The 26,635-nt window shown below is 73.3% G+C and carries 27 protein-coding genes and 1 pseudogene; 22 read left to right on the top strand and 6 right to left on the bottom strand.

Annotation, left to right across the window (positions count from 1 at the left end; all coding sequences use genetic code 11):
- Positions 1-87: 87 nt before the first annotated feature.
- A complete protein-coding gene (locus JK359_RS32675) occupies positions 88-687 on the bottom strand; it encodes a TIGR03086 family metal-binding protein (RefSeq protein WP_201843220.1) in 600 nt (199 codons plus the stop codon).
- Positions 688-791: 104 nt separating this feature from the next.
- On the opposite strand from JK359_RS32675, the gene JK359_RS32670 reads away from it, so the two are divergent.
- Positions 792-1,772, top strand: a complete 981-nt coding sequence (locus JK359_RS32670) for a helix-turn-helix transcriptional regulator (protein WP_201843219.1) — start codon at positions 792-794, stop codon at positions 1,770-1,772.
- Positions 1,773-1,897: 125 nt separating this feature from the next.
- Here the strand turns inward: JK359_RS32670 and JK359_RS32665 are convergent, their stop codons facing one another.
- Positions 1,898-2,524, bottom strand: coding sequence for a TetR family transcriptional regulator (locus JK359_RS32665; RefSeq protein ID WP_201843218.1), 627 nt, complete (start codon positions 2,522-2,524; stop codon positions 1,898-1,900).
- Positions 2,525-2,668: 144 nt separating this feature from the next.
- Here JK359_RS32665 and JK359_RS32660 point away from each other — a divergent pair, with 144 nt between their 5' ends.
- The 3 genes from JK359_RS32660 (at position 2,669) to JK359_RS32650 (ending at position 4,571) form a co-directional block, all read left to right on the top strand.
- On the top strand, positions 2,669-2,836 hold the full coding sequence (locus tag JK359_RS32660; protein ID WP_201843217.1) for a hypothetical protein: 168 nt from the start codon (positions 2,669-2,671) through the stop codon (positions 2,834-2,836).
- A gap of 32 nt (positions 2,837-2,868) precedes the next feature.
- On the top strand, positions 2,869-3,147 hold the full coding sequence (locus JK359_RS32655; protein WP_201843216.1) for a DUF4190 domain-containing protein: 279 nt from the start codon (positions 2,869-2,871) through the stop codon (positions 3,145-3,147).
- A 254-nt stretch (positions 3,148-3,401) separates the two neighbouring features.
- Complete coding sequence (locus JK359_RS32650; RefSeq protein WP_201843215.1) at positions 3,402-4,571, top strand: cysteine desulfurase family protein; 1,170 nt, start codon at positions 3,402-3,404, stop codon at positions 4,569-4,571.
- A 145-nt stretch (positions 4,572-4,716) separates the two neighbouring features.
- On the opposite strand, the gene JK359_RS32645 is transcribed toward JK359_RS32650, so the two are convergent.
- Positions 4,717-5,376, bottom strand: coding sequence for an N-acetylmuramoyl-L-alanine amidase (locus tag JK359_RS32645; protein ID WP_201843214.1), 660 nt, complete (start codon positions 5,374-5,376; stop codon positions 4,717-4,719).
- A gap of 108 nt (positions 5,377-5,484) precedes the next feature.
- Between JK359_RS32645 and mnmA the strand changes: the two genes are divergently transcribed.
- Positions 5,485-6,615: a tRNA 2-thiouridine(34) synthase MnmA gene (mnmA, locus tag JK359_RS32640; protein ID WP_201843213.1), complete on the top strand. Its 1,131-nt coding sequence runs from the start codon at positions 5,485-5,487 to the stop codon at positions 6,613-6,615.
- An 85-nt stretch (positions 6,616-6,700) separates the two neighbouring features.
- Here the strand turns inward: mnmA and JK359_RS32635 are convergent, their stop codons facing one another.
- Complete coding sequence (locus tag JK359_RS32635) at positions 6,701-7,483, bottom strand: alpha/beta fold hydrolase (RefSeq protein WP_201843212.1); 783 nt, start codon at positions 7,481-7,483, stop codon at positions 6,701-6,703.
- Between the two features lie 37 nt (positions 7,484-7,520).
- Positions 7,521-7,844: a DUF427 domain-containing protein gene (locus JK359_RS32630; RefSeq protein WP_201843211.1), complete on the bottom strand. Its 324-nt coding sequence runs from the start codon at positions 7,842-7,844 to the stop codon at positions 7,521-7,523.
- Between the two features lie 65 nt (positions 7,845-7,909).
- Between JK359_RS32630 and JK359_RS32625 the strand changes: the two genes are divergently transcribed.
- From JK359_RS32625 to JK359_RS32550, 17 genes and pseudogenes are all read left to right on the top strand, one after another.
- Positions 7,910-8,449 carry an LOG family protein gene (locus JK359_RS32625; protein WP_201843210.1) on the top strand — a complete coding sequence of 180 codons (540 nt, stop codon included), beginning with the start codon at positions 7,910-7,912 and terminating at the stop codon, positions 8,447-8,449.
- Between the two features lie 7 nt (positions 8,450-8,456).
- Positions 8,457-9,155 (top strand): SDR family oxidoreductase, encoded by a 699-nt coding sequence (locus JK359_RS32620; protein ID WP_201843209.1) that lies wholly within the window; start codon positions 8,457-8,459, stop codon positions 9,153-9,155.
- 30 nt (positions 9,156-9,185) lie between these two features.
- Complete coding sequence (locus tag JK359_RS32615) at positions 9,186-10,193, top strand: methionine synthase (RefSeq protein WP_201843208.1); 1,008 nt, start codon at positions 9,186-9,188, stop codon at positions 10,191-10,193.
- 15 nt (positions 10,194-10,208) lie between these two features.
- Positions 10,209-12,404 carry an NAD-dependent DNA ligase LigA gene (ligA, locus tag JK359_RS32610; RefSeq protein ID WP_201843207.1) on the top strand — a complete coding sequence of 732 codons (2,196 nt, stop codon included), beginning with the start codon at positions 10,209-10,211 and terminating at the stop codon, positions 12,402-12,404.
- A 259-nt stretch (positions 12,405-12,663) separates the two neighbouring features.
- Positions 12,664-14,910 (top strand): putative bifunctional diguanylate cyclase/phosphodiesterase, encoded by a 2,247-nt coding sequence (locus JK359_RS32605; protein ID WP_201843206.1) that lies wholly within the window; start codon positions 12,664-12,666, stop codon positions 14,908-14,910.
- Between the two features lie 301 nt (positions 14,911-15,211).
- The gene (locus JK359_RS32600) at positions 15,212-15,706 is read left to right on the top strand and encodes a cupin domain-containing protein (protein WP_201843205.1); all 495 of its coding nucleotides are present in this window, start codon (positions 15,212-15,214) and stop codon (positions 15,704-15,706) included.
- Positions 15,707-15,799: 93 nt separating this feature from the next.
- Positions 15,800-16,096, top strand: coding sequence for an Asp-tRNA(Asn)/Glu-tRNA(Gln) amidotransferase subunit GatC (gene gatC / locus JK359_RS32595; RefSeq protein ID WP_004925108.1), 297 nt, complete (start codon positions 15,800-15,802; stop codon positions 16,094-16,096).
- Between the two features lie 5 nt (positions 16,097-16,101).
- Complete coding sequence (gatA, locus tag JK359_RS32590) at positions 16,102-17,601, top strand: Asp-tRNA(Asn)/Glu-tRNA(Gln) amidotransferase subunit GatA (RefSeq protein ID WP_201843204.1); 1,500 nt, start codon at positions 16,102-16,104, stop codon at positions 17,599-17,601.
- Positions 17,598-17,840, top strand: a complete 243-nt coding sequence (locus JK359_RS32585) for a hypothetical protein (protein WP_201843203.1) — start codon at positions 17,598-17,600, stop codon at positions 17,838-17,840. The genes gatA and JK359_RS32585 overlap by 4 nt, the downstream gene beginning before the upstream one ends.
- A 15-nt stretch (positions 17,841-17,855) precedes the next feature.
- Positions 17,856-19,370: an Asp-tRNA(Asn)/Glu-tRNA(Gln) amidotransferase subunit GatB gene (gene gatB / locus JK359_RS32580; protein ID WP_201843202.1), complete on the top strand. Its 1,515-nt coding sequence runs from the start codon at positions 17,856-17,858 to the stop codon at positions 19,368-19,370.
- Between the two features lie 132 nt (positions 19,371-19,502).
- Positions 19,503-19,841: a hypothetical protein gene (locus JK359_RS32575; RefSeq protein ID WP_201843201.1), complete on the top strand. Its 339-nt coding sequence runs from the start codon at positions 19,503-19,505 to the stop codon at positions 19,839-19,841.
- 16 nt (positions 19,842-19,857) lie between these two features.
- Positions 19,858-20,175: pseudogene (locus JK359_RS39480) on the top strand (MMPL family transporter); the annotation flags it as partial.
- Positions 20,153-20,725, top strand: coding sequence for a GNAT family N-acetyltransferase (locus JK359_RS32570; RefSeq protein WP_201843200.1), 573 nt, complete (start codon positions 20,153-20,155; stop codon positions 20,723-20,725). The pseudogene JK359_RS39480 and the gene JK359_RS32570, both read left to right, overlap by 23 nt.
- 35 nt (positions 20,726-20,760) lie before the next feature.
- Positions 20,761-21,393 (top strand): hypothetical protein, encoded by a 633-nt coding sequence (locus JK359_RS32565; RefSeq protein ID WP_201843199.1) that lies wholly within the window; start codon positions 20,761-20,763, stop codon positions 21,391-21,393.
- Positions 21,394-21,588: 195 nt separating this feature from the next.
- On the top strand, positions 21,589-21,780 hold the full coding sequence (locus tag JK359_RS32560; RefSeq protein WP_201843198.1) for a hypothetical protein: 192 nt from the start codon (positions 21,589-21,591) through the stop codon (positions 21,778-21,780).
- A 176-nt stretch (positions 21,781-21,956) separates the two neighbouring features.
- Positions 21,957-25,010: a helix-turn-helix transcriptional regulator gene (locus tag JK359_RS32555; RefSeq protein ID WP_201843197.1), complete on the top strand. Its 3,054-nt coding sequence runs from the start codon at positions 21,957-21,959 to the stop codon at positions 25,008-25,010.
- Between the two features lie 46 nt (positions 25,011-25,056).
- On the top strand, positions 25,057-25,260 hold the full coding sequence (locus JK359_RS32550; protein ID WP_201843196.1) for a DUF6191 domain-containing protein: 204 nt from the start codon (positions 25,057-25,059) through the stop codon (positions 25,258-25,260).
- 47 nt (positions 25,261-25,307) lie between these two features.
- On the opposite strand, the gene JK359_RS32545 is transcribed toward JK359_RS32550, so the two are convergent.
- On the bottom strand, positions 25,308-26,468 hold the full coding sequence (locus JK359_RS32545) for a PQQ-dependent sugar dehydrogenase (protein WP_201843195.1): 1,161 nt from the start codon (positions 26,466-26,468) through the stop codon (positions 25,308-25,310).
- Positions 26,469-26,635: the final 167 nt, after the last annotated feature.

The following is a 26,635-nucleotide window of genomic DNA, read 5'->3' as shown; positions in this document are numbered from 1 at the left end:
TCCCGGTCGGGGGGCGCGCCGGTCCCGGTCGGGCGGGTGCCTCAGGCCCGCTCGCGCGGGTGCCTCAGGCCCGCTCGCGCGGGTGCCTCAGGCCCGGTCGAGCGGCGTGCGGCCCAGCCAGGCGGCCAGTTCCGCGTAGGGGCCGGCTCCTTCGGGGGCCGGCCGGCGTGCCCCGAAGGGGGTCTGCGCGTCGCGGGGCCGCGAGTCGGGCAGCACCTGCTGCGCGGTGGCCAGGGCGAACTCGGCCAGCTCCGGATCGAGTTCGTGCGGGTGGCCGAGCGCCTCGGCGAGGTCCCAGGTGTGGGTGACGATCTCCATGACATAGCCCGACAGCGCCGCGTGGCCGGGGACCTCGCCCCACGGCACGCGCACCGGGGAGGTCATCCGCTCGTCGCTTTCCCAGGCCTTCAGCACGCGCACGCGCACCTCGTCGTAGGCCGCGGCCCAGCCGTCGTCCGCGACGCCCTCGGCGGACGGGTCGACGGCGAGTCCGTCGCCGCCCTCACCGACGACGGCGATCCGCCGGGTGCCGCCGACGATGTGCCCCAGCAGGCCGCGGACGTCGAACTCGGTACAGGGCGTGGGGCCGTCGAGCTGTTCGGGGCGCACCGTCTTGACCAGTGCCGCCGCCTGCTCGGTGGCACGGGCGTAGACGGGACGCGGGTCGGTGAAGCCGGTGGTGGTCATGGTGTGGCTCTCCCTCGGTGGTCGGTGCGACGAGGGTCCCGGGATAACCTGACAACTTCCGTCAGCATTTGCGAAAGCCCGTACGACGGCGGGACTCTGGGCGCGTGAAGTCCGACCGCCTGCTGTCGATCCTGCTGCTCCTGCAGACCCGCGGCCGCGTCCCCGCGCACGAACTCGCCGACCGGCTCGAGGTGTCGGTCCGGACCATCTACCGGGACATCGAGGCGCTGTCCGCCTCCGGCGTCCCGGTGTACGCCGAGCGCGGCCGGCACGGCGGCATCGAACTCCTCGCCGGCTTCCGCACCGACGTCACCGGGCTCACCGCCGACGAGTCCCGGGCCCTGTTCATCCTCGCCACGCAGGACGCCCACGCGGCGCTCGGCCTCGAAGCCGCCCTCGGTTCCGCCCTGCGCAAGGTGATGGCCGCTCTGCCGGCTCCGTACCGGCCGGCCGCCGAGGTGACCAGCCGGCGCATCCTGGTCGACGCCACCCGCTGGCTGAGCGGCCCGCAGCAGGCCGTCGACCTCCAGGCGCTGCAGGACGCCGTGTTCTCCGACCGGCGCCTGCGGCTGCGCTACCGGCACGGCGGCGAGCGGGAGCCCCGCACTTACACCGTGGACCCCTACGGCCTGGTCGCCAAGGCCGGGGTCTGGTACCTCGTCGCCGACCGGCGCGGCCGGCCCCGGCTGTTCCGCGCCGACCGGGTGCGCACCGCCCGGCTGCTGGACGAGCCGGTCCGGCGCCGGCCCGGGATCGAACTCGCGGACGCGTGGGAGGCGTTGCGCCGCCAGGTGGAGGAGCGCGAGGGCGGCGTCGAGGTCACCGTCCGGCTTCGGCGCGAGTTCCTCGACATGTTCCAGCGGATCACGGCCTCGATGCTGAAGGCGCCCCCCGACGACGACGGCGCCGGCGAGTGGGTCACCGCCCGGCTGGTCTACCCGTCGCTCCGCGCGGTACGCCAGCTCCTCGCGTTCTCCGACCGGGTGGAGGTCCTGGACCCGCCTGAGGCGCGCGCCGAACTGCTGGCCGGGGCCCGGTCCGTCACGGCCCTGTACGAGGGGGAGGGCCGCCCGCCGGGCGCCTGAACGCGCGGCCGGGCGGGGCAGGCACACGGAAGCCGGGGCGGGCCGGGCCGGCCTGGACGGGCGCATGCGCGGCTGGGGCGGGACGGGCGTATGCGCGGCTGGGCGGGGCGGGCGTACGCGCCGGCTCAGTCCAGCCAGTGGCCGCGGCCGATGGTGATGAGCCGCAGCTGGCGGGTGGCGAGCTGCGTCACCCGCTCCCGCTCCTCCGCCGGGGCCTCCAGCGCCTCCAGGAACAAGGACGCGGTGATGAGCATCTGGTCCACGTAGAGGTGCGCGAGCATCAGCAGGTCGTCGTCGCTCCAGCCCGCCGCCTCCGGGTCCTTGGCCAGCTCGGTCTTCACCTCCTCGGCGAACCGGACCAGTTGGGCCCGGATGGCCTCGCGTACCGGCTGGACCCCGCCGTGCCGTTCACGGGCGATAAAACGGACGTGTGCGGGGTACGCGTCCACATGACGGGCGATCAGTTCGATGGCACGCCAGATGCGCTCCTCGCTGTCGCCCGTGGTGGACACCGTCGTCCGCACCATCGGGTGCAGGCTGCCCAGCGCTTCGTCGACCAGCGCCACACCGAGGTCGGCGGTCGAGCGGAAGTGCCGGTAGAAGGCGGTCGGGGCGACCCCGACGGCCCGGGTGACCTCGCGCAGGCCCAGGCTGCTCAGGCTCTGCTCCTCGAGCAGCGCGAGCGCCGCGTCGAGGAACGCCTGCCGGGTCTTCTGCTTCTGGGCCTGCCGGATGCCGAGGGTGTGACTCATGTCATCAGTTAACAACTGTTCTCTGGAATTGAAAAGCCGTCGGACACGCTAGACTCGAAGTCAGTGAACAACTGTTACTACAACTGTTCACCGAAACTTCACACCGGCTGAACACGAGGCATCTCGGAGGGGGGATCTGATCCCATGCTGTTCCTCGTCGCCGCACTCATGCTGCTCGGTGTGGTGCTGGGCACCGTCGCCCACGCGCCACTGACCGTCACCGCCGTCCTGGCCGCCGTCATCGCCGTCTGGCTCGGCGTCTTCGCGCTGCGCGAGCGCCACGGCCGCCGCCGGCACACCTCGGCCAACTGACCCACTCGAAGGACCATCAGGAGCTGAGAGCCATGCACCTCACCGCACCGGCCCCGAGCCGCACCGACATCCGTTCGCGCACGCGCGACGCCGACGGCATGGCCGTGGCGTCCTTCATCCTCGGCCTCCTCGGCCTGCTCGTCCTCAACCTCTTCCTCGGCCCGATCGCCATCGTGCTGGCCGCGGTGGCCCTCTGGCGCGGCACGTCCCGCCGCGGCCGGGCCTACCTCGGCCTGACCCTGGGCGTCGCCGACCTCGCCGTCCTGGTGACGGCGATGGAGATCTCGGGAACGGTCTCCTGGAGCCTGTGAGCCCGGCCCGCGCCCACCGGAGCGGGCGGATCCATGCCGACCGGAGCGGGCGGGTCCGTGCCGACCGGAGCGGGCGGGTCCATGCCCCCGGAGCGGGCGGGTCCGTGCTCACCGGTGCGGGCGTATCCGTGCCGGGTGCGCCGCCGACCGAGTCCTGGGCGAGGCGCCCCGGCCGGCGGAGCCCGCTGTGCCCGGGGCCGTAACCGGGACGGGGCCGAGGCCGACCGCGGGGGGCGCCGTAGAATCACCTCACCATGGCTTACCTCGACCACGCCGCGACGACCCCGATGCTCCCGGAGGCGGCAGAGGCACTCACCGCCCAGTTGAGCATCACGGGCAACGCCTCTTCCCTCCACGCATCCGGCCGGCAGGCACGCCGCACGGTCGAGGAATCCCGCGAGACCCTCGCGGAAGCGCTGGGCGCCCGCCCCAGCGAGATCGTCTTCACCTCCGGCGGCACCGAGGCCGACAACCTCGCCGTCAAGGGCCTGTACTGGTCCCGCCGCGACGCCGACCCGGCCCGGACCCGCGTGCTGGCCAGCCCCGTCGAGCACCACGCCGTCCTCGACGCCGTCCACTGGCTCGGCGAGCACGAGGGCGCCACGGTCGAGTACCTCCCCGTCGACTCCTACGGCCGGGTCCGCCCCGAGGCCCTGCGCGAGGCCATCGCCCGCAACCCCGACGACGTCGCCCTGGCCACCGTGATGTGGGCCAACAACGAGATCGGCACGATCCTGCCGGTCCGTGAACTCGCCGACGCCGCCGCCGAGTTCGGCGTACCGCTGCACGCCGACGCGGTGCAGGCCTTCGGTCAGGTCCCGGTCGACTTCGGCGCCTCGGGCCTGGCCGCCATGACCGTCTCCGGCCACAAGATCGGCGGCCCGTACGGCATCGGCGCCCTCGTCCTCGGCCGGGAGCACTCACCCGTGCCCGTGCTGCACGGCGGCGGTCAGGAGCGGCACGTCCGCTCGGGCACGCTCGACGTACCCGCCGTCGCCTCCTTCGCCGTGGCCGGCCGCCTCGCCGCCGAGCAGCGCGAGTGGTTCGCGCGCGAGATCGGCGCACTGCGCGACCAGCTGATCGACGCCGTCCGTGCGGCGGTCCCGGACGCGATCCTCGGCGGCGACCCGGCCCCCGGGGGCCGCCTGCCGGCCAACGCGCACTTCACCTTCCCCGGCTGTGAGGGCGACTCGCTGCTGCTCCTGCTGGACGCCCAGGGCATCGAGTGCTCGACCGGCTCCGCCTGCACCGCGGGCGTCGCCCAGCCCAGCCACGTCCTCCTCGCCACCGGCACCGATCCGGACCTGGCCCGCGGCACCCTCCGCTTCTCCCTCGGCCACACCTCCACGGCGGCGGACGTCGAGGCGGTGGCGAAGGCCATCGGCCCGGCGGTGGAACGGGCCCGCGCGGCGGGACTGACGTAGCGCCTCGCCGGCGGGCCGGGGCGCCCGAGCCCGGGCGTCGCGCGGCCGGCGTGCCCGGTCCTCGTCGTCACGCGGGCCCGGGCACCGCGCCCCGCTCCGCCGTCAGCCGGCCCGCGGAGCCCGGGCAGCGCGCCCCGCTCCGCCGTCAGCCGGCCCGGCGCACCAGGCGCAGATAGCGGGCCCAGTCCCAGTACGGCCCCGGATCCGTGTGGTCGGTCCCCGGGACCTCCACGTGCCCGATGATGTGCTCGCGGTCCACCGGTATCCCGTAGCGCCCGCATATCGCCGCCGTCAGCCGCGCCGAGGACGCGTACATCGCGTCCGTGAGGGAGTCGGCCTTCTCCACGAACCCCTCGTGCTCGATGCCGACACTGCGTTCGTTGTACCCCCGGTTGCCCGCGTGGAAGGCGACGTCCAGCTCCCGGATCAGCTGGGTGACCCGCCCGTCCTTGCGCACGATGTAGTGCGCCGCGGCACCGTGCGCCGGGTCCTGGAACACCTTCACCGCCGACGCGTAGCCGCCCTGTGTGACATGGATGACCACACGGTCCACCGGATAGTCGGCCGGCCGGTCCGCCCGCCGGTAGTTCGCAGCTGACGCCGCCACCCACCGCGCGCCCCGGAAGTCCACCGCGCCCGCCACCCGCGGCTTCTCCACACCCGGCAGCCGCCACCACAGCCGGGACAGCTCCTCGCGGGCCAGCACGGCCGTACCCACCGCCGCCACGGCCCCGCCGGCCAGCAGCACCCGCCGGCTCGGCCGCCGGTCCGAGTCGTCCTTCCCCGCGCCCTTCCCCGCAGCCATCGCCGCCCCCGTCGTCATCGCTCGCCGTCACCCCCGTCGCACGCCCCTGCGATCTCCAACGGATGTCCGGCGGACCTGGTTCCCACGCCCCCGTACCCTGGAAGGGCTATGACTGACACCCCGCAGCGCACCCGCCCCCTCCGCGTCCTCGCCGCCATGTCCGGCGGGGTCGACTCCGCCGTCGCCGCCGCGCGCGCCGCGGAAGCAGGTCACGACGTCACCGGCGTGCACCTCGCGCTCTCCGCGAACCCCCAGTCCTTCCGTACCGGCGCGCGGGGCTGTTGCACGATCGAGGACTCCCGCGACGCCCGCCGCGCGGCCGACGTCATCGGCATTCCCTTCTACGTGTGGGACCTCGCCGACCGCTTCCGCGAGGACGTCGTCGAGGACTTCGTCGCGGAGTACGAGGCCGGCCGCACCCCGAACCCGTGCCTGCGCTGCAACGAGAAGATCAAGTTCGCCGCGCTGCTGGACAAGGCGCTCGCCCTCGGCTTCGACGCGGTCTGCACCGGCCACTACGCCAAGGTGATCGTCAACGAGGACGGCTCCCGCGAGCTGCACCGCGCCTCCGACATGGCGAAGGACCAGTCGTACGTCCTCGGTGTGCTCGACGACAAGCAGCTGGCGCACGCGATGTTCCCGCTCGGGGACACGGTCACCACCAAGGACGAGATCCGTGCGGAGGCCGAGCGCCGGGGCCTGGCCGTGGCCAAGAAGCCCGACTCGCACGACATCTGCTTCATCGCCGACGGCGACACCCAGGGCTTCCTGGCCAAGCGGCTCGGGAAGGCGGAGGGCGACATCGTCGACGAGTCCGGCGCCAAGCTGGGCACCCACGAGGGCGCGTACGGCTTCACCATCGGCCAGCGCAAGGGGCTCAGGATCGGCACGCCCGCCGCCGACGGCAAGCCGCGCTACGTCCTGGACATCTCCCCGGTCAGCAACACGGTCACCGTCGGCCCGGCCGCCGCCCTTGACGTCACCGCCCTCACCGCGATCAAGCCGCGCTGGTGCGGCGCCGCCCCCACCGGGCCCGGCACCTACACCGCCCAGCTGCGTGCTCACGGCGGCGAGACCGAGGTCACCGCCGAGCCGGTCGACGGCGAACTGCGCGTGACGTTCACCGAGCCGGTCCGCGGCGTCGCCCCCGGCCAGGCGATCGTGCTGTACGACGGCACCCGTGTGGTGGGCTCGGCGACGATCGCGTCCACCACGCGCGCGGCGGCGGCGACGGCCTGAGTACCGCCGGCGCGCGCAGGCACGCGGCGAGCCGCTCGGCGTCCGCTGCTGACGGAACATCCCCCGACGCAGCCCGCCCGGGCGCCTACCTCGCGAAGAACTCCGCCAGTACCGGCCCCAGCACGTCCGGCTCCACCATGTGGGTCTGGCCCTCCAGGACCCGGTAGGTGCCCTGGGGGACCGTCTCCGCGATCTCCCGGGACGCCGTACGCATCCACTCCGGGCTCGCGCCGCCCGCGACCGACAGCACGGGGACGGGGATCGCGGCGAGCCGGGCCCGGGGGAGCAGGCCGTCGCCCATGACCGCGTCGTCGTGGGCGAGGCTGGGGGCGACGGCCTCCATGCCGGCCCACATCGGGGACTGACGGGCGCCCTGGATCATCTCCTCCGCGAGGCCGGTCAGGCGCAGGAACAGCTCCACCGCGTCCCCGCGCCGGCCCTGAGCGAGCGCCGTGTTCAGCCGCTCCTTGTAGACGGCCTCCCGCGCGGCCCCGCCCTCCAGATGGTCGGCGTACGGCACCTCGTACACCGCAGCCCGCCGGGCCGCCAGCCCGCTCGCCACCGCCTCCAGGACGAGCGCACCGCCCGAGGAGACCCCGAAGAGCGCGGCGTCGCCGCCCACGGCGTCGGTCAGCGCGGCCAGGTCCTCGACCTCGCGGGCCACCTCGTACGGCGGCGTGTCCCCGCTCCCGCCGCGGCCCCGGCGGTCGTAGACGACGGCCCTGCAACGGCCGGAGAGCCGGTGGGCCAGGGGAGCCATCGTGCCGCCGGTGGACATCGCGCCGCTCACCAGGATCACCGTGGGCCCCCGGCCGGTCACTTCGTACGCGAGGGAGGTGCCGTCGCGGGAAGTCGTCTTCTTGTCCATGGCCGTGCAGACTGCCGCACGGCACCCGGCTCATCGGTCACGACACGTCGGGCTCGTAGAAGCAGTAGTGGTCCTTGATCTCCGCCACCCGCGGCAAGGGGTCCGGGTACGCCCAGACGAGGTCGGCCGCGTCCGGCAGCGACCAATAGGACGCCGTGCCCTTGAAGGGGCAGACGGTGTGCGTGTCGGAGGGCGCCAGCAGATCGAGGCGTACGTCCTCGGCGGGGATGTAGTACCGCACAGGACAGCCCGTCTCGCGCAGCTCCAGGGCGCGGTCGGTCTCGGCCAGCACCTGGCCGCCGTGCACCACGCGCACGTGCCGCTCGCTCTTGTCGATCGTGATCGTGTGTCCATGGGTCATACCGGATCAGCACCGTACGGGCCGCGCTTCTTCCCGGCCGGGCCGCGGACCGTACGGTAGAGCCCATGAACATCTGCGTCTTCCTGTCCGCCGCCGACCTCGACGAGCGGTACACGCGCCCCGCGCGCGAGTTCGCGGAACTGCTCGGCAAGGCCGGCCACACGCTGGTCTGGGGCGGCTCCGACGTCGGCCTGATGAAGGTGGTCGCCGACGGTGTGCACGAGGCGGGCGGCAGGCTGCTGGGCGTCTCCGTGGAGTTCCTGGCGAACAAGGCGCGGCCCGGCGCCGACGAGATGGTGATCGCCGCCGACCTCGCCGAGCGCAAGAAGCTGCTGCTGGAGAAGGCCGACGCCGTGGTGATCATGGTGGGCGGCACCGGCACCCTGGACGAGGCCACCGAGATCCTGGAGCTGAAGAAGCACGGCCGCACCGAGAAGCCGGTCGTGCTGCTGAACACGGCGGGCTTCTACGACGGCCTGCGCGAGCAGTTCCGCCGCATGGAGGCCGAGGGCTTCCTGCCCCGCCCGCTGGCCGAGCTGGTCTTCTTCGCGGACGAGCCGGCCGGGGCGCTGGCCTACCTGGAGGAGCAGGCCGCCGGTCACTGATGCGAGCATGGCGGGCATGGCTACACATGTGATCACCGGAGCCGGTTCCGGCATCGGCGCGGCCGTGGCCCGCCGGCTGCACGCGCGCGGCGACGAACTGGTGCTGCACGCGCGCGACGCGGGCCGTGCCAAGGAACTGGCCGCCGCCTACCCGGGCGCCCGGACCCTGGTCGGCGACCTCGCGGACCCGGACAAGCTGTCCTGGGCGTTCTCCCACCAGTCCCTCCCGGACCGCGTGGACTCGCTGCTGCACATCGCGGGGGTCGTGGACCTCGGGGAGGTCGGCGACCTGACCCCGAAGACCTGGCGCCACCAGCTCAACGTCAACCTGGTGGCCCCCGCCGAGCTGACCCGGCACTTCCTGCCCCAGCTCCGCGCCGCCCGCGGGCAGGTGATCTTCGTCAACTCCGGCGCCGGCCTCAACGCCAACGCCGGCTGGTCCGCGTACGCCGCCTCCAAGCACGGTCTGAAGGCCCTCGCCGACTCGCTGCGCCAGGAGGAGCACGGCAACGGCGTCCGGGTCACCACGGTCTACCCCGGCCGCACCGCCAGTCCCATGCAGGCCAAGGTCCACCAGCAGGAGGGCAAGGAGTACGACGCCTCCCGGTGGATGGACCCCGAGTCGGTCGCCACGACGATCGTGATGGCCCTGGACCTGCCGCGGGACGCGGAGGTCAACGACCTGACGGTCCGGCCGGGGCGCTGACCCGGGCGCGGGGTTCCGTAGGCTGCCCCGGTGAGCGAAAACAGCGTGTTCAGGTTCGCCGGCGCCACCGGCGTCGGGTCCCTCCCCGGCGGTGACGCCCGTGAGGCCGCCAAGACCTCCACCGGATCCTTCGAGGACTTCCCCTTCCTCGCGGAGCTGCCCGCGCGCGGGCCCGGCGCCGACATGATCGGGCGGACCGCCGGGATGCTGGTCGAGCTGTACGCGCGCGTGGAGCCCAGCGGATGGCGGATCGGCGACCGGCCGGGCCGGGACACCCGGCGGGCCCGGTCCTGGCTGGTCGAGGACCTGGATGCCCTGGAGGAGTTCACGCAGGGCTACGAGGGCGATCTGAAGGTGCAGGCCGTCGGGCCCTGGACGCTGGCAGCCGCCCTGGAGCTGAAGAACGGCGAGGCCGCGCTGTCGGACCCCGGCGCATGCCGGGACCTCGCCGCCTCGCTCGCCGAGGGGCTGCGCCTGCACCTCGCGGAGGTGCGGCGCCGCGTCCCGGGCGCCCGGATCGTCCTGCAGCTCGACGAACCCTCGCTCACCGCCGTCCTGCGCGGCCGGGTCCGCACCGCCAGCGGCTACCGCACGCACCGGGCCGTGGACCGGCAGCTGGTCGAGGCCACGCTCCGGGACGTCGTCGGTGCCCACAGCGGCGGCCCCGTGGTCGTCCACTCCTGCGCCCCGGACGTGCCGTTCGCGCTGCTGCGGCGGGCCGGCGCGGCAGCGGTCTCCTTCGATGCCGCACTCCTCACCGAGCGTGACGACGAGGCGATCGGCGAGGCCGTCGAAGCCGGGACGCGGCTGTTCACCGGTGTCGTGCCGGGCACGGACGGCCCATTGTCAGACCCTGCCGGTAGCGTCATGGGTGTCAGGACGCTGTGGCGCAGGCTGGGCCTGCACCCGGGGCTGCTCGCGGAGGCGGTCACGGTGACCCCGGCGTGCGGTCTGGCGGGTGCTTCCCCCGCCTACGCACGCCAGGCGCTCGCCCACTGCGTCCGGGCGGCGAGATCCCTCGCGGACAACCCTGAGTAACGGGAGGACAACACGGTGGCCGGCGACAAGCAGGCGGAGACGACGGCGGTGCCCGCCGAGGCCCGCGACAAGCACGCGCAGCTGGCGGAGCAGGTCGAGGAGCACCGCTTCCGGTACTACGTGAAGGACGCTCCCGTCATCAGCGACGCGGAGTTCGACACGCTCCTGAAGACGCTGGAGGCCCTGGAGGAGCAGTACCCGGAGCTGCGCACCCCGGACTCGCCCACCCAGAAGGTCGCGGGGTCGTACGCGACGGAGTTCACCGCGGTCGAGCACCGGCAGCGGATGCTGTCGCTCGACAACACCTTCAACGACGACGAGCTGGCCGCCTGGGCCGACCGCATCGCCAGGGAGCTGGGCGACCAGGACTACCACTTCCTGTGCGAGCTGAAGGTGGACGGTCTCGCCGTCAACCTCACCTACGAGAACGGCCGCCTCACCCGCGCGGCGACCCGCGGTGACGGCCGCACCGGCGAGGACATCACGCAGAACGTCCGGACGATCGCGGAGATCCCGGACCGCCTCGAGGGCGACGAGGTGCCCGACCTGGTGGAGATCCGCGGCGAGGTCTACTTCCCGATGGAGGCCTTCGCGGACCTCAACGCGCGCCGGGTGGCGGCCGGGGAGAAGCCGTACGCCAACCCCCGCAATTCCGCGTCCGGTTCCCTGCGCCAGAAGGACCCCAAGGTCACGGCGACACTGCCCCTGCACATGGTCGTCCACGGCATCGGCGCCCTGGAGGGCTTCACGGGCATGACCCGGCTCTCGCAGGCGTACGACCTGCTGAAGTCCTGGGGCCTGCCCACCTCCCGGCACAACCGCGTGGTCGACGGCCTCGACGGTGTACGGAAGTTCATCGCGCACTACGGCGAGAACCGCCACTCCGTCGAGCACGAGATCGACGGAGTCGTCGTCAAGCTGGACGAGATCCGCCTGCAGGGGCGGCTCGGCTCCACCGCGCGGGCCCCCCGCTGGGCGATCGCCTACAAGTACGCCCCCGAAGAGGTCAACACCAAGCTCGTCGACATCAAGGTGGGCGTCGGCCGCACGGGCCGCGTCACGCCGTACGCCCAGGTCGAGCCGGTCACGGTCGCGGGCAGCGAGGTCGAGTTCGCCACCCTGCACAACCAGGAGGTCGTCAAGGCCAAGGGCGTCCTCATCGGCGACACCGTCGTCATCCGCAAGGCCGGTGACGTCATCCCGGAGATCCTCGGCCCGGTGGCCGACCTGCGCGACGGCAGCGAGCGGGAGTTCGTGATGCCCGGCGAGTGCCCCGAGTGCGGCACCGCGCTGCGGCCCATGAAGGAGGGCGACATCGACCTCCGCTGTCCCAACGCCCGCACCTGTCCCGCCCAGTTGCGCGAACGCGTCTCCTACCTCGCCGGCCGCGAGTGCCTGGACATCGAGCACTTCGGCGACGTGGCCGCCGCCGCGCTCACCCGGCCGCTGGAGCCGGCCGACCCGCCGCTGGTGGACGAGGGCGACCTGTTCGACCTCACGGTGGAGAAGCTGCTGCCCATCAAGGCCTACGTCCTGGACCCCGACAGCGGCCTGCCCAGGCGCGACCCCAAGACCGGCGAGGAGAAGGTCGTCACGGTCTTCGCCAACCAGAAGGGCGAGCCGAAGAAGAACACGCTGGCCCTGCTGGCGAACATCGAGGCGGCCAAGGCCCGTCCGCTGGCCCGCTTCCTGAACGGGCTGTCGATCCGGCATGTGGGACCGGTGGCCGCGCAGGCCCTCGCCCGCGAGTTCCGCTCCGTCGACCGCATCGAACAGGCGACCGAGGCGGAGCTGGCGGCCACCGACGGCGTCGGTCCGATCATCGCCGCCGCGCTCAAGGAGTGGTTCGCCGAGGACTGGCACCGCGAGATCGTCCGCAAGTGGAAGGCCGCCGGAGTCCCGCTGGAGGACGAGTCGTCCGGCGAGGACGAGGGGCCGCGCCCGCTGGAGGGGCTCACGGTCGTCGTGACCGGCACGCTGGAGAACTTCACCCGGGACGGCGCCAAGGAGGCGCTGCAGAGCCGGGGCGCGAAGGTGACCGGATCGGTTTCGAAGAAGACCTCATTCGTCGTAGTGGGTGACAACCCTGGTTCGAAGTACGACAAGGCCATGCAAGTGAAGGTGCCGGTTCTGAACGAGGACGGTTTCAACGTCCTCTTGGAACAGGGGCCCGAAGCGGCGGCCGAAGTCGCGCTTCCGACCGGGGAGTAGCGGTTGAAGGCCACCCGATCGGCGCATATCAGTTGCATACGGGTGGCCCGGGCGTATTCGGGCAACCGTCGGAGACCGCTGCCCGTGGAAGCCTTCTGCGGCCTACTGTTGAGGTGTGCGCCCGCCGTGCCCAGCTGCGGCTGGGGCATCTCCGTGCACTCCAGAGGCACGGGGAAGGTTTCTTCGACGCGGAGCTGCTGATGGTTGTCGGTCATCGGGCCGCGTGGCGTGGGCACCGCCGGCTGTGAGAGGGACGGGAATGGAACCGACCGAGAGCGCCGCGCCGGAGTCACGGCTGCGCCTGCGCCGCCGCGCGGGCGCATGGCGGGGGAGCCGGTGGACCGGGCGGGCCGACGGACGCACGGGCGCACAGCCGCGTCCGGCCGTACCGGCGGCCGTCACCGACGCGCACGCAGCCCTGCCCCTGGCCGTGCGGCCCGTCCCGGGGCTGGCCGGCGGCGACACCGACACCGAACGGCACGTGTCCTGGCCGGCCCTGCCCGCGGCCGTGGTCGCCGCCGCCGGATTCCTGCTGGGCGCCGCCTTCTACCGCGCCTACATCGGCCACCACGCCCTCTTCCCCGGCGGCACCGTCGGCTGGTCGCTGGCCCTGCTCACCGGGATCATCGTCGGCCACCTCGTCATGCTGGGCCGCGCCCGCTGGTGGGGCGGCACCGGATCGGGCGCCGCCCTCACCCTCGCCGTACTGCTGCTGTACGGCTGGGTGCCGGCCGGCCTGGTCAGCCTCACCGTCGTCGTCCTGGTCGGCATCGCCCGCCGGCACCGCTGGCGCCAAGGGGTGCTGCACGGTGCGGTGGACATCCTCGGCATCGGCGCCGGCGCCCTGCTGCTGGGCGCGTTCGGCCGGGTCCCGAGCGTCGAGGAGCCCTGGCGGCCCGACACCTGGACCCTCGCCACGGCCCCCCAGGTCGTCCTGGTCGCGGGTGCCTACCTCGCCGTCAGCCGTGGCCTGCTGTGGTACCTGCACGCGCCACGCGGCGGCGGGGTGCCCACCGTCGCCCGTTCCGCCCTGGTCCGGCAGGGCCTGGTCGCCCTGGCGCTGCTCGGCATCGCGCCCCTGCTGTGCGTCGTCGCCGACGCGCAGCCGATCCTGCTCCCGCTGTTCGCCATCCCCCTGGTCGCACTGGACTCCACGCTCTGGATGGCCCGCGCCCGCGCCGAGGAGCAACTGCGCGACCCGCTGACCGGCCTGCCCAACCGGCAGTGGCTCCAGGAGCGGATATGGACCGCGCTCGACGACGCCGAGCGCATCGGAGCCCGCGCCGCACTCATGCTCATCGACCTCGACCGGTTCCGTTCGGTGAACGACACCCTGGGCCATCTCGCCGGCGACCGGCTGCTCCTGCAGATCGCCGACCGGCTGCGGCTCGCCCTGCCGCGCGGCGCCGAGGCCGCCCGGCTCGGCGGGGACGAATTCGCCGTCTTACTGCCCGTCGCCGACTCCACCACGTCGGCCACGCGCGTCGCCCGCGGCCTCGTCGCCGCCCTCAGCTCCCCGCTCGACCTCGACGGACTCACCCTCGTGCTGGAGGCCAGCGCGGGCGTCGCGGTCTTCCCCGACCACGCGCTCGACGCCGAAGGCCTGCTGCGCCGGGCGGACGTGGCGATGTACCAGGCGAAGCGGGACCGTACCGGCGTCGAGGTGTACGAGTCCAAGCGGGACTCCAACACCCCGGACCGCCTCGGCCTGCTGGGCGACCTGCGCCGCGCCCTGGACGCGCAGGAGGTCCAGCTGCACTACCAGCCCAAGGTCCGCTTCGACGGACAGGTGGCCGGCCTCGAGGCGCTGGTCCGCTGGGTGCATCCCGAGCGCGGGAAGGTGCCGCCGGACGAGTTCATAGCGATAGCCGAGTCCTCGGGGCTGATGCCCCACCTCACCGAGTACGTGCTGGAGACCGCGCTCGGGCAGGTCGCGAAGTGGCGTGCGCAGGGCCTCAGGGTCCCGGTCGCCGTCAACGTCTCCCCGCGTGACGTCCACACCCCGGGGTTCGCCGGGTCGGTCGCCGCGCGCCTCGCCCGGCACGGGGTCCCGGCCGGAGCGCTCCAGCTGGAGATAACGGAACACGTCCTGCTGGAGGACCCGCAGCGGGCCGCCGACACCCTCGCCGGGCTCACCGGGCACGGCGTGAAGATGTCCCTCGACGACTTCGGCACCGGCTATTCCTCGCTGGTACATCTGCGGCGGCTGCCGGTCAGCGAGCTGAAGATCGACCGTTCCTTCGTGGCCCGGCTGGCCGTCGACACCGAGGACGCCGAGATCGTGCGCTGCACCGTCGACCTGGCCCATTCGCTCGGCCTGCTCGTCGTCGCCGAGGGTGTGGAGGACGACGAGACGTGGGAGCGGCTGCGGGATCTGGGCTGCGACGCCGTGCAGGGGTGGCTGGTCGCCGCGGCCATGCCGCCGGAGGAGGCGACGGCGTGGTTGCTGGCGCGGGGATCGCGGGGGTGGCAACGGCCGCCTGCGGCTCTGCCGGCCGCCGAGTAGTCTTCCCGCCCGCCCCGGCCGGCCCGCGCGGCGACGCCCGTGCCCGCCCGCCCGTCCAGGGACCTGGGGACGGCACCCTCGGGCTGATCTTCCCCGCCCTGCTCACCGGCGCCCGCGCCGAGGCGTGGTTCATGGCCTGCGTGGCACTCGTCCCTCTCGTCGACACGCTGACAGTGCTGCGCACGGCGGTGCGGAGACCGCCGCCTCAGGTGTCCACTTCGCCACCGCGCCTCGCGCTGATCAGCGCCGCACCGCTCGTCCCCGTCCGACCGCGGGCCCACCGTCACCAGGGGGTTTCGAGATGTCCCTGTTCGTTCCGAAGTTCGACGAGTCCGTGATCGTCCGGGCGGCCGAGGCGGAGGTCGTCGGCCGCGCGCCCGTCACCGTCCGGCTGCTGGCCGACAGCAGCCGGACCGGCGGCGCCCTGTCCACCCAGCGCGTCACCCTCACGGCGGGCGCCGACGGCGCCGAGCCGCACTGGCACGACAACTCCGCCGAGATGTTCTTCCTGCTGGACGGCGCCGCCGACATCCTGTCCGGCGACGACGTCGTCACCGCCGGCCCCGGCGACCTGGTCGTCGTCCCGCCCGGCAGGCCGCACGCCTTCGCCGCCGTGCCGGGTGCCGACGCCGACCTGCTCATCGTCCTCACCCCGGGCGTCGAGCGCTTCGAGTACTTCCGCCATCTGCGCCGTGTCGCGCTCGGCGAGGCCTCCCGGGAAAGCCTGCTCGCCGTGCAGGACCGGTACGACAACCACTTCCTGGAGAGCGCCGTGTGGGACAACAGGCGCCCCTGACGGCGGGCCCCGGGGAAACCGTTTCACGGCTACCGGGGGCCGCCCCATAGGATTGGCCCCAATACACCCACACTCACCCCAGAGGATCGCTGCATGCCTGGCATCACGCGCGAGGAGGTCGCCCACCTCGCCCGGCTGGCGCGTCTGGAGCTGAAGCCCGAAGAACTCGACCACTTCGCGGGCCAGCTGGACGACATCATCGGCGCGGTCGCCCGCGTCAGCGAGGTCGCCGACCAAGACGTACCGCCGACCTCGCACCCGCTGCCGCTGACGAACGTCATGCGGCCGGACGAGGTCCGTCCCTCGCTCACCCCCGAGCAGGCGCTCTCCGGCGCCCCGGCCCAGGAGCAGCAGCGTTTCAAGGTGCCGCAGATCCTGGGGGAGGAGTGACCACCATGACGGACAGCAACATCATCAAGCTCACGGCCGCACAGATCGCCGAGAAGATCGCCTCCGGCGAGCTGACGGCCGTCGAGGTCACCGAGGCCCACCTCGCCCGCATCGAGGCCGTCGACGAGAAGGTGCACGCCTTCCTGCACGTGGACCGCGAGGGCGCCCTCGCCCAGGCCCGTGCCGTGGACGAGAAGCGGGCCCGCGGCGAGAAGCTCGGCCCGCTGGCCGGCGTCCCGCTCGCGCTCAAGGACATCTTCACCACCGAGGGCGTGCCGACCACCGTCGGCTCGAAGATCCTCGAGGGCTGGATCCCGCCGTACGACGCGACGCTCACCAAGCGGCTGAAGGCCGCCGACGTCGTGATCCTCGGCAAGACCAACATGGACGAGTTCGCCATGGGGTCCTCCACCGAGAACAGCGCCTACGGCCCGACCGGCAACCCCTGGGACCTCACCAAGATCCCCGGTGGCTCCGGCGGTGGCTCCTCCGCCGCCCTCGCCGCCTTCCAGGCCCCGCTCGCCATCGGCACCGACACCGGCGGCTCCATCCGCCAGCCGGCGTCCGTCACCGGCACGGTCGGCGTGAAGCCCACCTACGGGGCGGTGTCCCGCTTCGGCATGGTCGCCTTCTCGTCCTCCCTCGACCAGGGCGGCCCCTGTGCCCGTACGGTCCTGGACGCGGCGCTGCTGCACGAGGTGATCGCCGGGCACGACCCGCTGGACTCCACCTCCATCGACGCCCCGGTCCCGCCGGTCGTCGAGGCCGCCCGCAACGGCTCCGTCGCCGGCATGCGCGTCGGCGTGGTCAAGCAGTTCCGCGGCGAGGGCTACCAGGCCGGCGTGATCCAGCGCTTCGACGAGTCGGTCGAGCTGCTCAAGGAGCTGGGCGCCGAGATCGTCGAGCTGGACTGCCCGTCCTTCGACCTCGCCCTGTCGGCGTACTACCTGATCGCGCCGTCCGAGTGCTCCTCCAACCTCGCCCGCTTCGACGGCCTGCGCTACGGCCGGCGGACCGGTGACGACGGCAGCCGCTCGGCCGAGGAGGTCACCTCCCTCACCCGTGAGGCCGGATTCGGCCCCGAGGTCAAGCGCCGCATCATGCTCGGCACGTACGCCCTGTCGAGCGGCTACTACGACGCGTACTACGGCTCGGCGCAGAAGGTCCGCACGCTCATCACGCGGGACTTCGAAAAGGCCTTCGAGCAGGTCGACGTCATCGTCTCGCCGACGACGCCGACCACCGCCTTCGCGATCGGCGAGCGCGCCGACGACCCGATGGCGATGTACCTCGCGGACCTGTGCACCATCCCGACCAACCTGGCGGGCAACGCGGCCATGTCCCTGCCCTGCGGCCTCGCCCCGGAGGACAACCTCCCGGTGGGCCTGCAGATCATCGCCCCGGCGATGCAGGACGACCGGCTGTACAAGGTGGGCGCCGCCGTCGAGGCCGCCTTCGTGGAAAAGTGGGGGCACCCGCTGCTGGAGGAGGCTCCGTCGCTGTGAGCAAGGCACTGTCCAAGGCCAAGGGCTTCAAGAAGTCCAAGTCCGGCCTGTACCTGACCATGGCCACCACCGCGTTCGGCGCGGTCGGTGTCGCCAAGCAGGCCAAGCTGGCCCGCGCCGAGAGCGACACGCTGCGCCTGATCGACGCCGCCGTGTCCGCCGCCGCCATCGTCACCGGCCTCGCCATCCTCTACCGCGAGCTGAAGCGGCTGGGCGACGACGACGTCCTGCTGGGCTGAGAGGGAAGTTTCACCGTGACCACCACGACCGACCTGGTGTCGTACGAGGACGCGCTGGCGTCCTACGACCCCGTCATGGGCCTCGAGGTCCACGTCGAACTCGGCACCAAGACGAAGATGTTCTGCGGCTGTTCGACCGAGCTGGGCGCCGAGCCCAACTCGCAGACCTGCCCGACCTGCCTCGGCCTGCCCGGCGCGCTCCCGGTCGTCAACGCGACCGGCGTCGAGTCGGCGATCAAGATCGGTCTCGCGCTGAACTGCGAGATCGCCGAGTGGTGCCGCTTCGCCCGGAAGAACTACTTCTATCCGGACATGCCGAAGAACTTCCAGACCTCCCAGTACGACGAGCCGATCGCCTTCGACGGCTACCTCGACGTACAGCTGGAGGACGGGACGACCTTCCGCGTGGAGATCGAGCGCGCCCACATGGAGGAGGACACCGGCAAGTCGACGCACGTCGGCGGCGCCACCGGCCGTATCCACGGTGCGTCCCACTCCCTGCTGGACTACAACCGCGCCGGCATCCCGCTCATCGAGATCGTCACCAAGCCCATCGTCGGCGCCGGTGAGCGCGCTCCCGAGGTGGCGAAGGCGTACGTCCGCGAGCTGCGCGAGCTGATCCGTGCCCTCGGCGTGTCCGAGGCCCGCATGGAGATGGGCCAGATGCGCTGCGACGTGAACCTGTCGCTGATGCCCAAGGGCGCCGACAAGTTCGGCACCCGCTCGGAGACGAAGAACGTCAACTCGCTGCGGTCCGTGGAGCGTGCGGCCCGCTTCGAGATCCAGCGGCACGCGGCCGTACTGTCCTCCGGCGGCACGATCGTCCAGGAGACGCGCCACTTCCACGAGGACACCGGGTCCACCACCTCGGGCCGCGTCAAGGAAGAGGCCGAGGACTACCGGTACTTCCCGGAGCCCGACCTGGTCCCCGTCGCGCCCTCGCGCGAGTGGGTCGAGGAGATCCGCGCGGCCCTGCCCGAACTGCCGCTGGCCCGCCGCACCCGGCTCCTCGCCGAGTGGGGCATCTCCGGAACCGACATGCAGGCGATCATCAACGCCGGTGCGCTGGACCCGATCGTCGCCACGATCGACGCCGGTGCCGACGCGGCCTCCGCCCGCAAGTGGTGGATGGGCGAACTGGCGCGCAGCGCCAACGAGTCCGGCACGGCCCTGGACGAGCTGGCGATCACCCCGCAGCAGGTCGCCCGGGTCACCGAGCTGGTCGCGAAGGGTGACCTGAACGACAAGCTGGCCCGCCAGGTCATCGAGGGCGTCCTCGCGGGCGAGGGCACCCCGGACGAGGTCGTCGACAAGCGCGGTCTGAAGGTCGTCTCGGACGAGGGCGCCCTGACCACTGCCGTCGAGGAGGCCATCGCCGGCAACCCGGCCATCGCGGACAAGATCCGCGGCGGCAAGGTGGCCGCGGCCGGTGCCCTGGTCGGCGCGGTCATGAAGGCCACCCGCGGCCAGGCCGACGCGGCCCGCGTCAAGGAACTGATCCTGGAGAAGCTGGGCGTCAGCGAGGGCTGAGCCGGCTGCCGCACGGCCCTGCGACGGCCCCGGAGGCGTGTCCTCCGGGGCCGTCGCGTTCCCGGGTCAGCGGGCCGTTCGGGACCGGCCCCGCGTCCGGTCACCCGGCCGGAGGCGCTACGCTCGCCCGCCATGAGTGGAAGCACCGATTCCGACACCGAGCCCGCGATAACCGGGACGGACGACGCGCACGAGGCGGCGGCGGACGACGCGGAGGAGCAGGCCGGGGACGCCCGGCGGGCCCGCTGGACCGCCGCCGGCAGCGGGGCGCTGCTGACCCTCGCCGGACTGGCCGCCGCGCTGCTCCGGCTCACCGGCTCCGCCCCGGCCCTGGTCCCCGCCGCCTACGCGCTCGGCGCCGCCGTGTGCGCCCCCGCCGCCGTCCTCGGTGCCACGGGCCGTACGCGCAGGGCCCTGTGGCTGCTGGTCGCCGGGACGATGGTCATGGCACTCGGAGACCAGTTCGACTGAAGCGCCGGACGGAACGGACCGCCAGGTCTTCCTGGTCAGCCGGATGTACGGGGAGTGGCTGGAGACCGGTGACAACCGGCGCGCCGTCCGCCCGGGCCTCACCGGGACCAGCCGCGTGACCGACTCCGCCGCGGTCATCATGGTCTCGGCCTTCCTCGCGTCCGTGCTCAGCGGGGACAAGTCATCGCCATGTTCGGCATCGCCCTGGCCGCCGCCGTCGCCCCGAGGCACCGAGCCGCCCGAGTGCCGCGCCGCGCATGAGAGGCTCGGCCGGGTCCCGGTGGACGAACTGCGGAAGGAAGAGCAGCACGATGTACGCGACATCGCTCGGTGACGGCGCCGAACTGAAGCCCCTCGAGGTCTGGCACGCCGCGGAACTCCTGGCCAACATAGACCGGGGCCGGGAGTTCATCGGCCGCCACGTCGGCCTGCCGGACGTGGTGTCCGACCTCGCCGGCGCGCACGCCTGGCTGAAGTCGTACGCCGACAAGCGCAGTGCCGACGCCGGCAGCGTGCACGGCATCTGGCTCGACGGCACGCTCGTCGGGGGGCTGCTGTTCCGCGTCTGGGACACCCCGGGCGGGGTCTGCGAGGCCGGCTGCTGGCTGGAGCCGGCGGCGGCCGGGCGCGGACTGGTCACGCGCGGCATGCGGGTGCTGCTCGACTGGGCCTTCGAGGAGCGCGGCATGCACCGCGTGGAGTGGTACGTGTCCGCGGCCAACGAGCCGAGCATCGCCGTGGCCCGGCGGCTCGGCATGACCCGCGAGGGTCTGTTCCGCGAGAACTACCTGCACCGGGGGGTGCGCACCAGCACCGAGATCTGGGCGGTCCTCGCGCCCGAGTGGCGTGCGGCACGCGCGGGTACCGCGCACGGCGATCATTAAGAGACCTCTCAGACAGCGTCCGTACGGTGCCGGGCATGGCAACGAAGACAACGGAAGGCGCCACGGGCGGCACCGGGGCGCACAAGGACGACGAGACGAGGACGGCGACCGCCGAGGCGCCGAGGACGGCGACCGCGGAGGAGCCCAGGGCGGCCGACGGGACGGCCGACGGGGCGGTGGACGGCGCGGACGGCCTGGACGGCTTGGACGGCTTGGACGGCTTGGACGGCGCGGACGGCCTGGACGGGGTGGATGCCGTCGGTGACGTGGTGCGCTCGGGGGTCGGCCAGGGCGCCGGTGCCGTCGTCTCCGCCGCACTCGGCCTGGTCTCCCTCACCGGCGGCTGGATCGGCACCGTCGCATCCGCCCGCGAGCAGCTCGTCGGCCAGCTCCGGACCTCCACCACGGCGGGTGTCTCCCAGCAGATCAAGGAGGTCTACGGCGACGCCTGGCACACCACCGCCCTGTGGGCCGGCCTGTTCGCCCTGACCGCCCTGCTCACCGGCGTCGTCGTACTGGCCCGTCCCGCGTTCGGCGCCCCCGGCCGCCCCCAGGCCGCCTGGATCAGGTCGGTCGCCTGGGCGGGTGTCTCGCTCGGCGTCATCGGTCTGCTCCTGGCCGTCCTGAAGTACTCCGACGCACTGCTCGGCCTGCCCTCGGCCGGCTGAGAAGCCGCAGCTCCCGGGGGCCTTAGGGAGTCCGGTACCACCTTATGGACGCCCTGAGGCCCCTTACGCGCGCGTGCGGGCCGCCGGCCGCCCGAAGATGCGGAACTCTCCCGATGTGGCGCACCTCCCTGAGAGACGAAAGTGAAGGCATCGCAGAAAGCGACGCACGACACCGACTCTCCGAAGGAGACCGCCATGCACGCACTCGACCTCCACCGGGTCCGCTCCGCCGAACTGCGCCGTGTGGCCCAGCAGGAGCGCCTGGCCCGGGAAGCCGTACGTTCCCGCCGCGCCGCCCGCCGGGCGGCGAGCGCCGGTGACGGAACCGCGGCCGCCGAGTCCCATACCGACCGGCCCCGCCGGCACCGGCTGCCGCGCACCGCGTGACCACGGCCGGGGAGGGCGGCCGTACGGGGGTCGGCCGCTCAGCACCCCAGGGTCGTACGACTCTCCGGCAGAGTCGTACGGCCCTTTCGTCTGCCGGTACGACAGATCCGGTTACCGGTACGACGATCGGACCGGTCCTGTGGAAAACCGGTGCCCCGGCGTCCCGGCCCCGTGCGATGCTCGGGACCGTGGAGACCAGGTCCGTCAGTCCCGTTTTCGTCGGCCGTACCGACGAGTTGGACACGCTGAACGACGCGCTCGCCCGTGCCGCCGCGGCCGAGCCGCAGGCGCTGCTGCTCGGCGGTGAGGCCGGCGTGGGCAAGACCCGCCTCGTGGAGGAGTTCGCCACGGCCGCCGCCCGGCGCGCGGTCGTCGCGGTCGGCGGCTGTGTGGAGATCGGTGCCGACGGTCTGCCGTTCGCGCCGTTCTCCACCGCGCTGCGCGCCCTGCGCGACGCCGTGCCGGAGGAGTTCGCCGCCGCTGCGGCGGGCCAGGAGGAAGAACTGGCCCGGCTGCTGCCCGATCTCGGCGAGGCCGGCGCCGGCCGTCACGACGAACAGGGCATGGCCCGCCTGTTCGAACTCACCGCCCGCCTCCTGGAACGGGTCGCCGCCGCCCACACCGTCGTGCTGGTCCTGGAGGACCTGCACTGGGCCGACGCCTCCACCCGCCACCTGCTCGCCTACCTCTTCCGCACCCTGCGCGCCGGCCGCCTGCTGGTCCTGGCCACCTACCGCTCCGACGACATCCACCGCCGCCACCCGCTGCGCCCCCTGCTCGCCGAACTCGACCGGCTGCGCACCGTCCGCCGCATCGAACTCGCCCGGTTCACCCGTGAGGAGGCGGGCCGTCAGCTCGCCGGCATCCTCGCCGCCGAACCCGACCCCGCCCAGGCCGACGAGATCTACGAACGCTCCGACGGCAACGCCTTCTTCATCGAGGAACTCGCCGTCGCCACCTACGACGGCAACTGCACCGGCCTGTCCGACTCCCTGCGCGACCTGCTCCTGGTGCGCGTCGAGGCACTGCCCGAGAGCGCCCAGCGGGTCGCCCGGATCGTCGCCGAGGGCGGTTCGACGGTGGAGTACCGGCTGATCGCCGCCGTGGCCCAGCTCTCCGAGGACGACCTCATCGACGCGCTGCGCGCCGCCGTCGGTGCCAACATCCTCACCGTCACCCGGGCCGGCGACGGCTACCGCTTCCGGCACTCCCTGGTCCGCGAGGCCGTCGCCGACGACCTGCTGCCCGGGGAACGCTCCCGGCTCAACCGCCGGTGTGCCGAGGCCCTGGAGACCGACCCCACCCTCGTCCCCGCCGACGCCCGCGTGATGCGCCTGGCCAGCTACTGGTACCACGCGCACGACGCGGCGAAGGCCCTGCCCGCCGTCCTGGCCGCCTCCGTCGTCGCCCGCCGCCGGCACGCCTACACCGAACAACTCGGGCTGCTGGAACGGGCGATGGAGCTGTGGGACAGCGCCCCCGAAGAGGTGCGCGCCGCCCTGCGCCCGGTCGACTACACGGAGGTCTACCCCCCGTGCGGCTGCGACCCGGTCACCACCCCGCTGCGCTACCTCGACCTGATGGCCGAGGCGGCCGTGGCGGGCCGCTTCGGCGGCGAACGCGAACGCGCCCTGAAGATCACCAAGCGGGCCGTCCGCCTCCTGGAGGACGAGCCGGACCCGCTGCGCGCCGCCTGGTTCTGGGTGCAACGCTCCCGGCTGGTGCAGGCCATGGCCCGCGGCGACGGCTGGCAGGAACTGGCCACCGCCCAGGACCTGGTGCGCGGCCTGCCGCCGTCCGAGGTGCACGCCGAGGTACTGGCGGTCGCCGCCACCTGGTCCATGCAGCACCGCCCCGGCCCCGAGGCCCTCGCCGCCGCCGAACGGGCGGTGCAGTACGCACGGATGGTGGGTGCCCGGGAGACCGAACTGCACGCCCTGCTCACCCTGGGCGGCCTGACGGTGGAGGCCGGCGACCACCGCACCGGCCTCGAGCAGATGCGGCAGGTCCTGCGCGAGACCCGGGAGGAGGGCCTGCACCCGGTCGCGGGCCGCGCCTACGTGAACCTGCCGTCCGCGCTGCGCAGCGTCGGGAGGGACCGGGAGGCCGTCCCGCTGCTGCGCGAGGGCATCGACTTCTGCCGCCGGTACGGACTGCTGGACTCCGGCGCCTGGGCCTGGGGCAACCTCTCCGACGCGCTCTACGCGCTCGGCCGGTGGGAGGAGGCCGCCGAGGCCGCCGCGCACGCGACCCACGGCGACCACAGCGCCAAACCGCGCGGCGCGGGCGCCCTGCGCCTGGCCCACCTCGCCCTGCACCGCGGCGACCTCGCCGAGGCCGGCCGCCAGCTCGCCTCCGCCCGCTCCTGGTACGGCACCCACGACCCCAGACCCCAGCAGTCCCTGCCGCTGGCCCGCATCACCCTCGGCATCGCCGCCGCGGAGGGCCGCACGGCCGACACCCGCGCGGCACTGCTCCCGGCCCTGGACGCCGGCTTCCCGCCCGGCACCCACCGCCTGGCCTGGCCGCTGCTGCTGGCCGCCGCGACCGCCGAGGCCGGCGTCCGTACCCTCCCGGCCGCCCAGCCCGGCCGTGCCGAGACCCTCGACCGCCTCTCGGCCGCCGCACGGACCCTCACCACCGACGTCCCCCTCTGGTCGGCCTACGGGCAGTGGACCCGAGCCGAACTCCTGCGGGCGCAGGGCCGGGACACCAAGGACACCTGGACGCCGGTCGTCACCGCCTTCGAGTGCCTGGACCGCCCGTACGACCTCGCCCGGGTCCGTCACCGCCTGGCCGGGGTGCTGCTGGCCGAGGGCGGCGACGCCGAACGCGAGCGCGCGGTGGAACTGCTGCGGACGGCCGCCGAGGTGGCCGACCGCCTCGGCGCCCGCCCCCTGGCCGACGCCGTCGCCCGCCTCGCCCAGCGGGCCCGCCTCACCCTCGGCCCCGGGCCACGGCCGGGCCCGGGCCGGGACTCCGCCCCCGCCGACCCGGCGGCGGCGCTCGGCCTCACCAGCCGGGAGCGGGACGTCCTCGGCCTGGTCGCGGCCGGCCGCACCAACCGCCAGATAGCCGAGGCGCTGTTCATCTCCCCGAAGACCGCGAGCGTCCACGTGTCCAACATCCTCAGCAAGCTCGGCGTCTCCGGCCGGGGCGAGGCGGCGGCGGTGGCGCACCGGCTGGAACTGTTCGCCGCGCAGCCGCTCCCCGCCGAAACGCCGGGCTGAGCCCTACGCTGGAGTGGTCCGGGAAGACCGGCAGTGAGGGGGAGCCGTGTTCAACGCCTTCGAGGAACTGTTCGCACCTGGCCGCAAGCACACCCGGGACGAGGAGAACCGGCTCGAACTGACCCGCGAGGACGTCGGCGACAACGATCCCGGCCGCGGGCCCATAGACCTGGCCTCCGGAACGGCGGTGATACGGCTGCCGGAAAAGCCACCGGCCGAAGGCCGTCCGGGCCGGGACGGCGACGGCTGAGGCGGCCTCGGTGAAGGCCGCCGCCGGTTCCCACCTGCGGGCCGGGATCACTTCACCTGTACCTCCAGCACCCGGTCGTCGCCCTTCTTCGGCGTGCCCCGGCCGTCGGTGTTGCTGGTGACCAGCCAGACCCTGTCGCCGTCCGCAGCCGCCACCGTGCGCAGACGGCCGTAGGTGCCCCGGAGGAACGCCTGCGGGGCGGCCGAGGCGGACGTGCCGTTCAGCGGGATGCGCCACAGGCGGTTGCCCTTCAGGCCCGCCATCCAGATGACGCCGTTCACCCAGGCGATGCCGCTGGGGGAGGCGTCGTCCGTGTGCCACTGCGCCAGCGGGTCGTGCACGCCGGCTTCGGAGGACTTGCCCTCGGCCTCCGGCCAGCCGTAATTGTCGCCCGGCTTGATCGCGTTCAGCTCGTCCCAGGTGTCCTGGCCGAACTCCGAGGCGAACAGCCGCTGTCTGTCGTCCCAGGCCAGCCCCTGGACGTTCCGGTGGCCGTACGAGTACACCGGCGAACCGGGGAACGGGTTGCCCGGCGCCGGTTCGCCCTCCGGGGTCAGCCGCAGGATCTTGCCGCCCAGCGACTTCCGGTCCTGCGCGAGGCCGCGCCGCCCGCTCTCGCCGGTGCCGGCGTACAGCATGCCGTCCGGGCCGAACGCGATCCGGCCGCCGTTGTGGATGAAGCCCTTGGGGATGCCCTTGAACACCGTGTCCGGGGCGCCCAGTTGCTCACCGGCCGGCCGCTGCTCGTCGTACAGCATGCGGACGACGCGGTTGTCCGAGGCCGAGGTGAAGTAGGCGTAGATCATGTGGTCCGAGGCGTAGTCGGGGGAGAGGGCGATGCCCAGCAGGCCGCCCTCACCGGCCGGCGAGACCCCGGACACCGTGCCCAGCTCGGTCTTCCGGCCGGTCTTCCCGTCGATCCGGGTGATCGTGCCCTCGTCCCGGGAGGAGACCAGCACGCCGTCGCCGCCGGGCAGCGGAGCCAGTCCCCACGGCGTCTTGAGGCCCTCGGCCACCGTGCGCAGCACCTTCACCGAGCCCTGGGCCGGGGGCGCCGACCCCGTGCCCTGCCCGGACGGGCCGGCGCCCGACGCCGTGGCCGCCGGCGTCCTGCCCGGCGAGCCCCCGCCCCCGGAGGAACAGGCGGCCGTCAGCAGGAGGGCGGTCGCGGCCAGGACGGCCGGTACAGCTCGACGTCGCACGATCACGGTTCCCTTCGGGGCGGCGGTCCCAGGCAGGCTCTCTCCCTCTCATACTCCGCCCGCGCCGCCCGGGTTCCCGATCCCGGGAAAACGAGGGAGGGAACCTCAGCCCCAGGACCCCTGGGCCTCGGGTTCCCGATCCCGGGAAAACGAGGGCGGGAACCTCAGTCCCA

It is taken from the genome of Streptomyces actinomycinicus, from assembly GCF_016741775.1.
GTDB classification, from domain to species: Bacteria; Actinomycetota; Actinomycetes; order Streptomycetales; family Streptomycetaceae; genus Streptomyces; species Streptomyces actinomycinicus.
This window is presented reverse-complemented; position numbering and strand designations above follow the sequence as displayed.

Excerpts from the sequence above, each read along its gene's own strand:
- JK359_RS32600 (WP_201843205.1), top strand. The coding sequence starts at position 15,212 with ATGTCCCTGTTCGTTCCGAAGTTCGACGAGTCCGTGATCGTCCGGGCG.
- JK359_RS32620 (WP_201843209.1), top strand. The coding sequence starts at position 8,457 with ATGGCGGGCATGGCTACACATGTGATCACCGGAGCCGGTTCCGGCATC.
- JK359_RS32675 (WP_201843220.1), bottom strand. The coding sequence starts at position 687 with ATGACCACCACCGGCTTCACCGACCCGCGTCCCGTCTACGCCCGTGCC.
- JK359_RS32625 (WP_201843210.1), top strand. The coding sequence starts at position 7,910 with ATGAACATCTGCGTCTTCCTGTCCGCCGCCGACCTCGACGAGCGGTAC.
- gatC (WP_004925108.1), top strand. The coding sequence starts at position 15,800 with ATGCCTGGCATCACGCGCGAGGAGGTCGCCCACCTCGCCCGGCTGGCG.
- JK359_RS32660 (WP_201843217.1), top strand. The coding sequence starts at position 2,669 with ATGCTGTTCCTCGTCGCCGCACTCATGCTGCTCGGTGTGGTGCTGGGC.
- JK359_RS32655 (WP_201843216.1), top strand. The coding sequence starts at position 2,869 with ATGCACCTCACCGCACCGGCCCCGAGCCGCACCGACATCCGTTCGCGC.
- JK359_RS32630 (WP_201843211.1), bottom strand. The coding sequence starts at position 7,844 with ATGACCCATGGACACACGATCACGATCGACAAGAGCGAGCGGCACGTG.
- JK359_RS32650 (WP_201843215.1), top strand. The coding sequence starts at position 3,402 with ATGGCTTACCTCGACCACGCCGCGACGACCCCGATGCTCCCGGAGGCG.
- JK359_RS32560 (WP_201843198.1), top strand. The coding sequence starts at position 21,589 with ATGCACGCACTCGACCTCCACCGGGTCCGCTCCGCCGAACTGCGCCGT.
- JK359_RS32570 (WP_201843200.1), top strand. The coding sequence starts at position 20,153 with ATGTACGCGACATCGCTCGGTGACGGCGCCGAACTGAAGCCCCTCGAG.
- JK359_RS32575 (WP_201843201.1), top strand. The coding sequence starts at position 19,503 with ATGAGTGGAAGCACCGATTCCGACACCGAGCCCGCGATAACCGGGACG.
- JK359_RS32605 (WP_201843206.1), top strand. The coding sequence starts at position 12,664 with ATGGAACCGACCGAGAGCGCCGCGCCGGAGTCACGGCTGCGCCTGCGC.
- gatA (WP_201843204.1), top strand. The coding sequence starts at position 16,102 with ATGACGGACAGCAACATCATCAAGCTCACGGCCGCACAGATCGCCGAG.
- JK359_RS32665 (WP_201843218.1), bottom strand. The coding sequence starts at position 2,524 with ATGAGTCACACCCTCGGCATCCGGCAGGCCCAGAAGCAGAAGACCCGG.
- JK359_RS32565 (WP_201843199.1), top strand. The coding sequence starts at position 20,761 with ATGGCAACGAAGACAACGGAAGGCGCCACGGGCGGCACCGGGGCGCAC.
- JK359_RS32555 (WP_201843197.1), top strand. The coding sequence starts at position 21,957 with ATGCTCGGGACCGTGGAGACCAGGTCCGTCAGTCCCGTTTTCGTCGGC.
- mnmA (WP_201843213.1), top strand. The coding sequence starts at position 5,485 with ATGACTGACACCCCGCAGCGCACCCGCCCCCTCCGCGTCCTCGCCGCC.
- JK359_RS32635 (WP_201843212.1), bottom strand. The coding sequence starts at position 7,483 with ATGGACAAGAAGACGACTTCCCGCGACGGCACCTCCCTCGCGTACGAA.
- JK359_RS32645 (WP_201843214.1), bottom strand. The coding sequence starts at position 5,376 with ATGGCTGCGGGGAAGGGCGCGGGGAAGGACGACTCGGACCGGCGGCCG.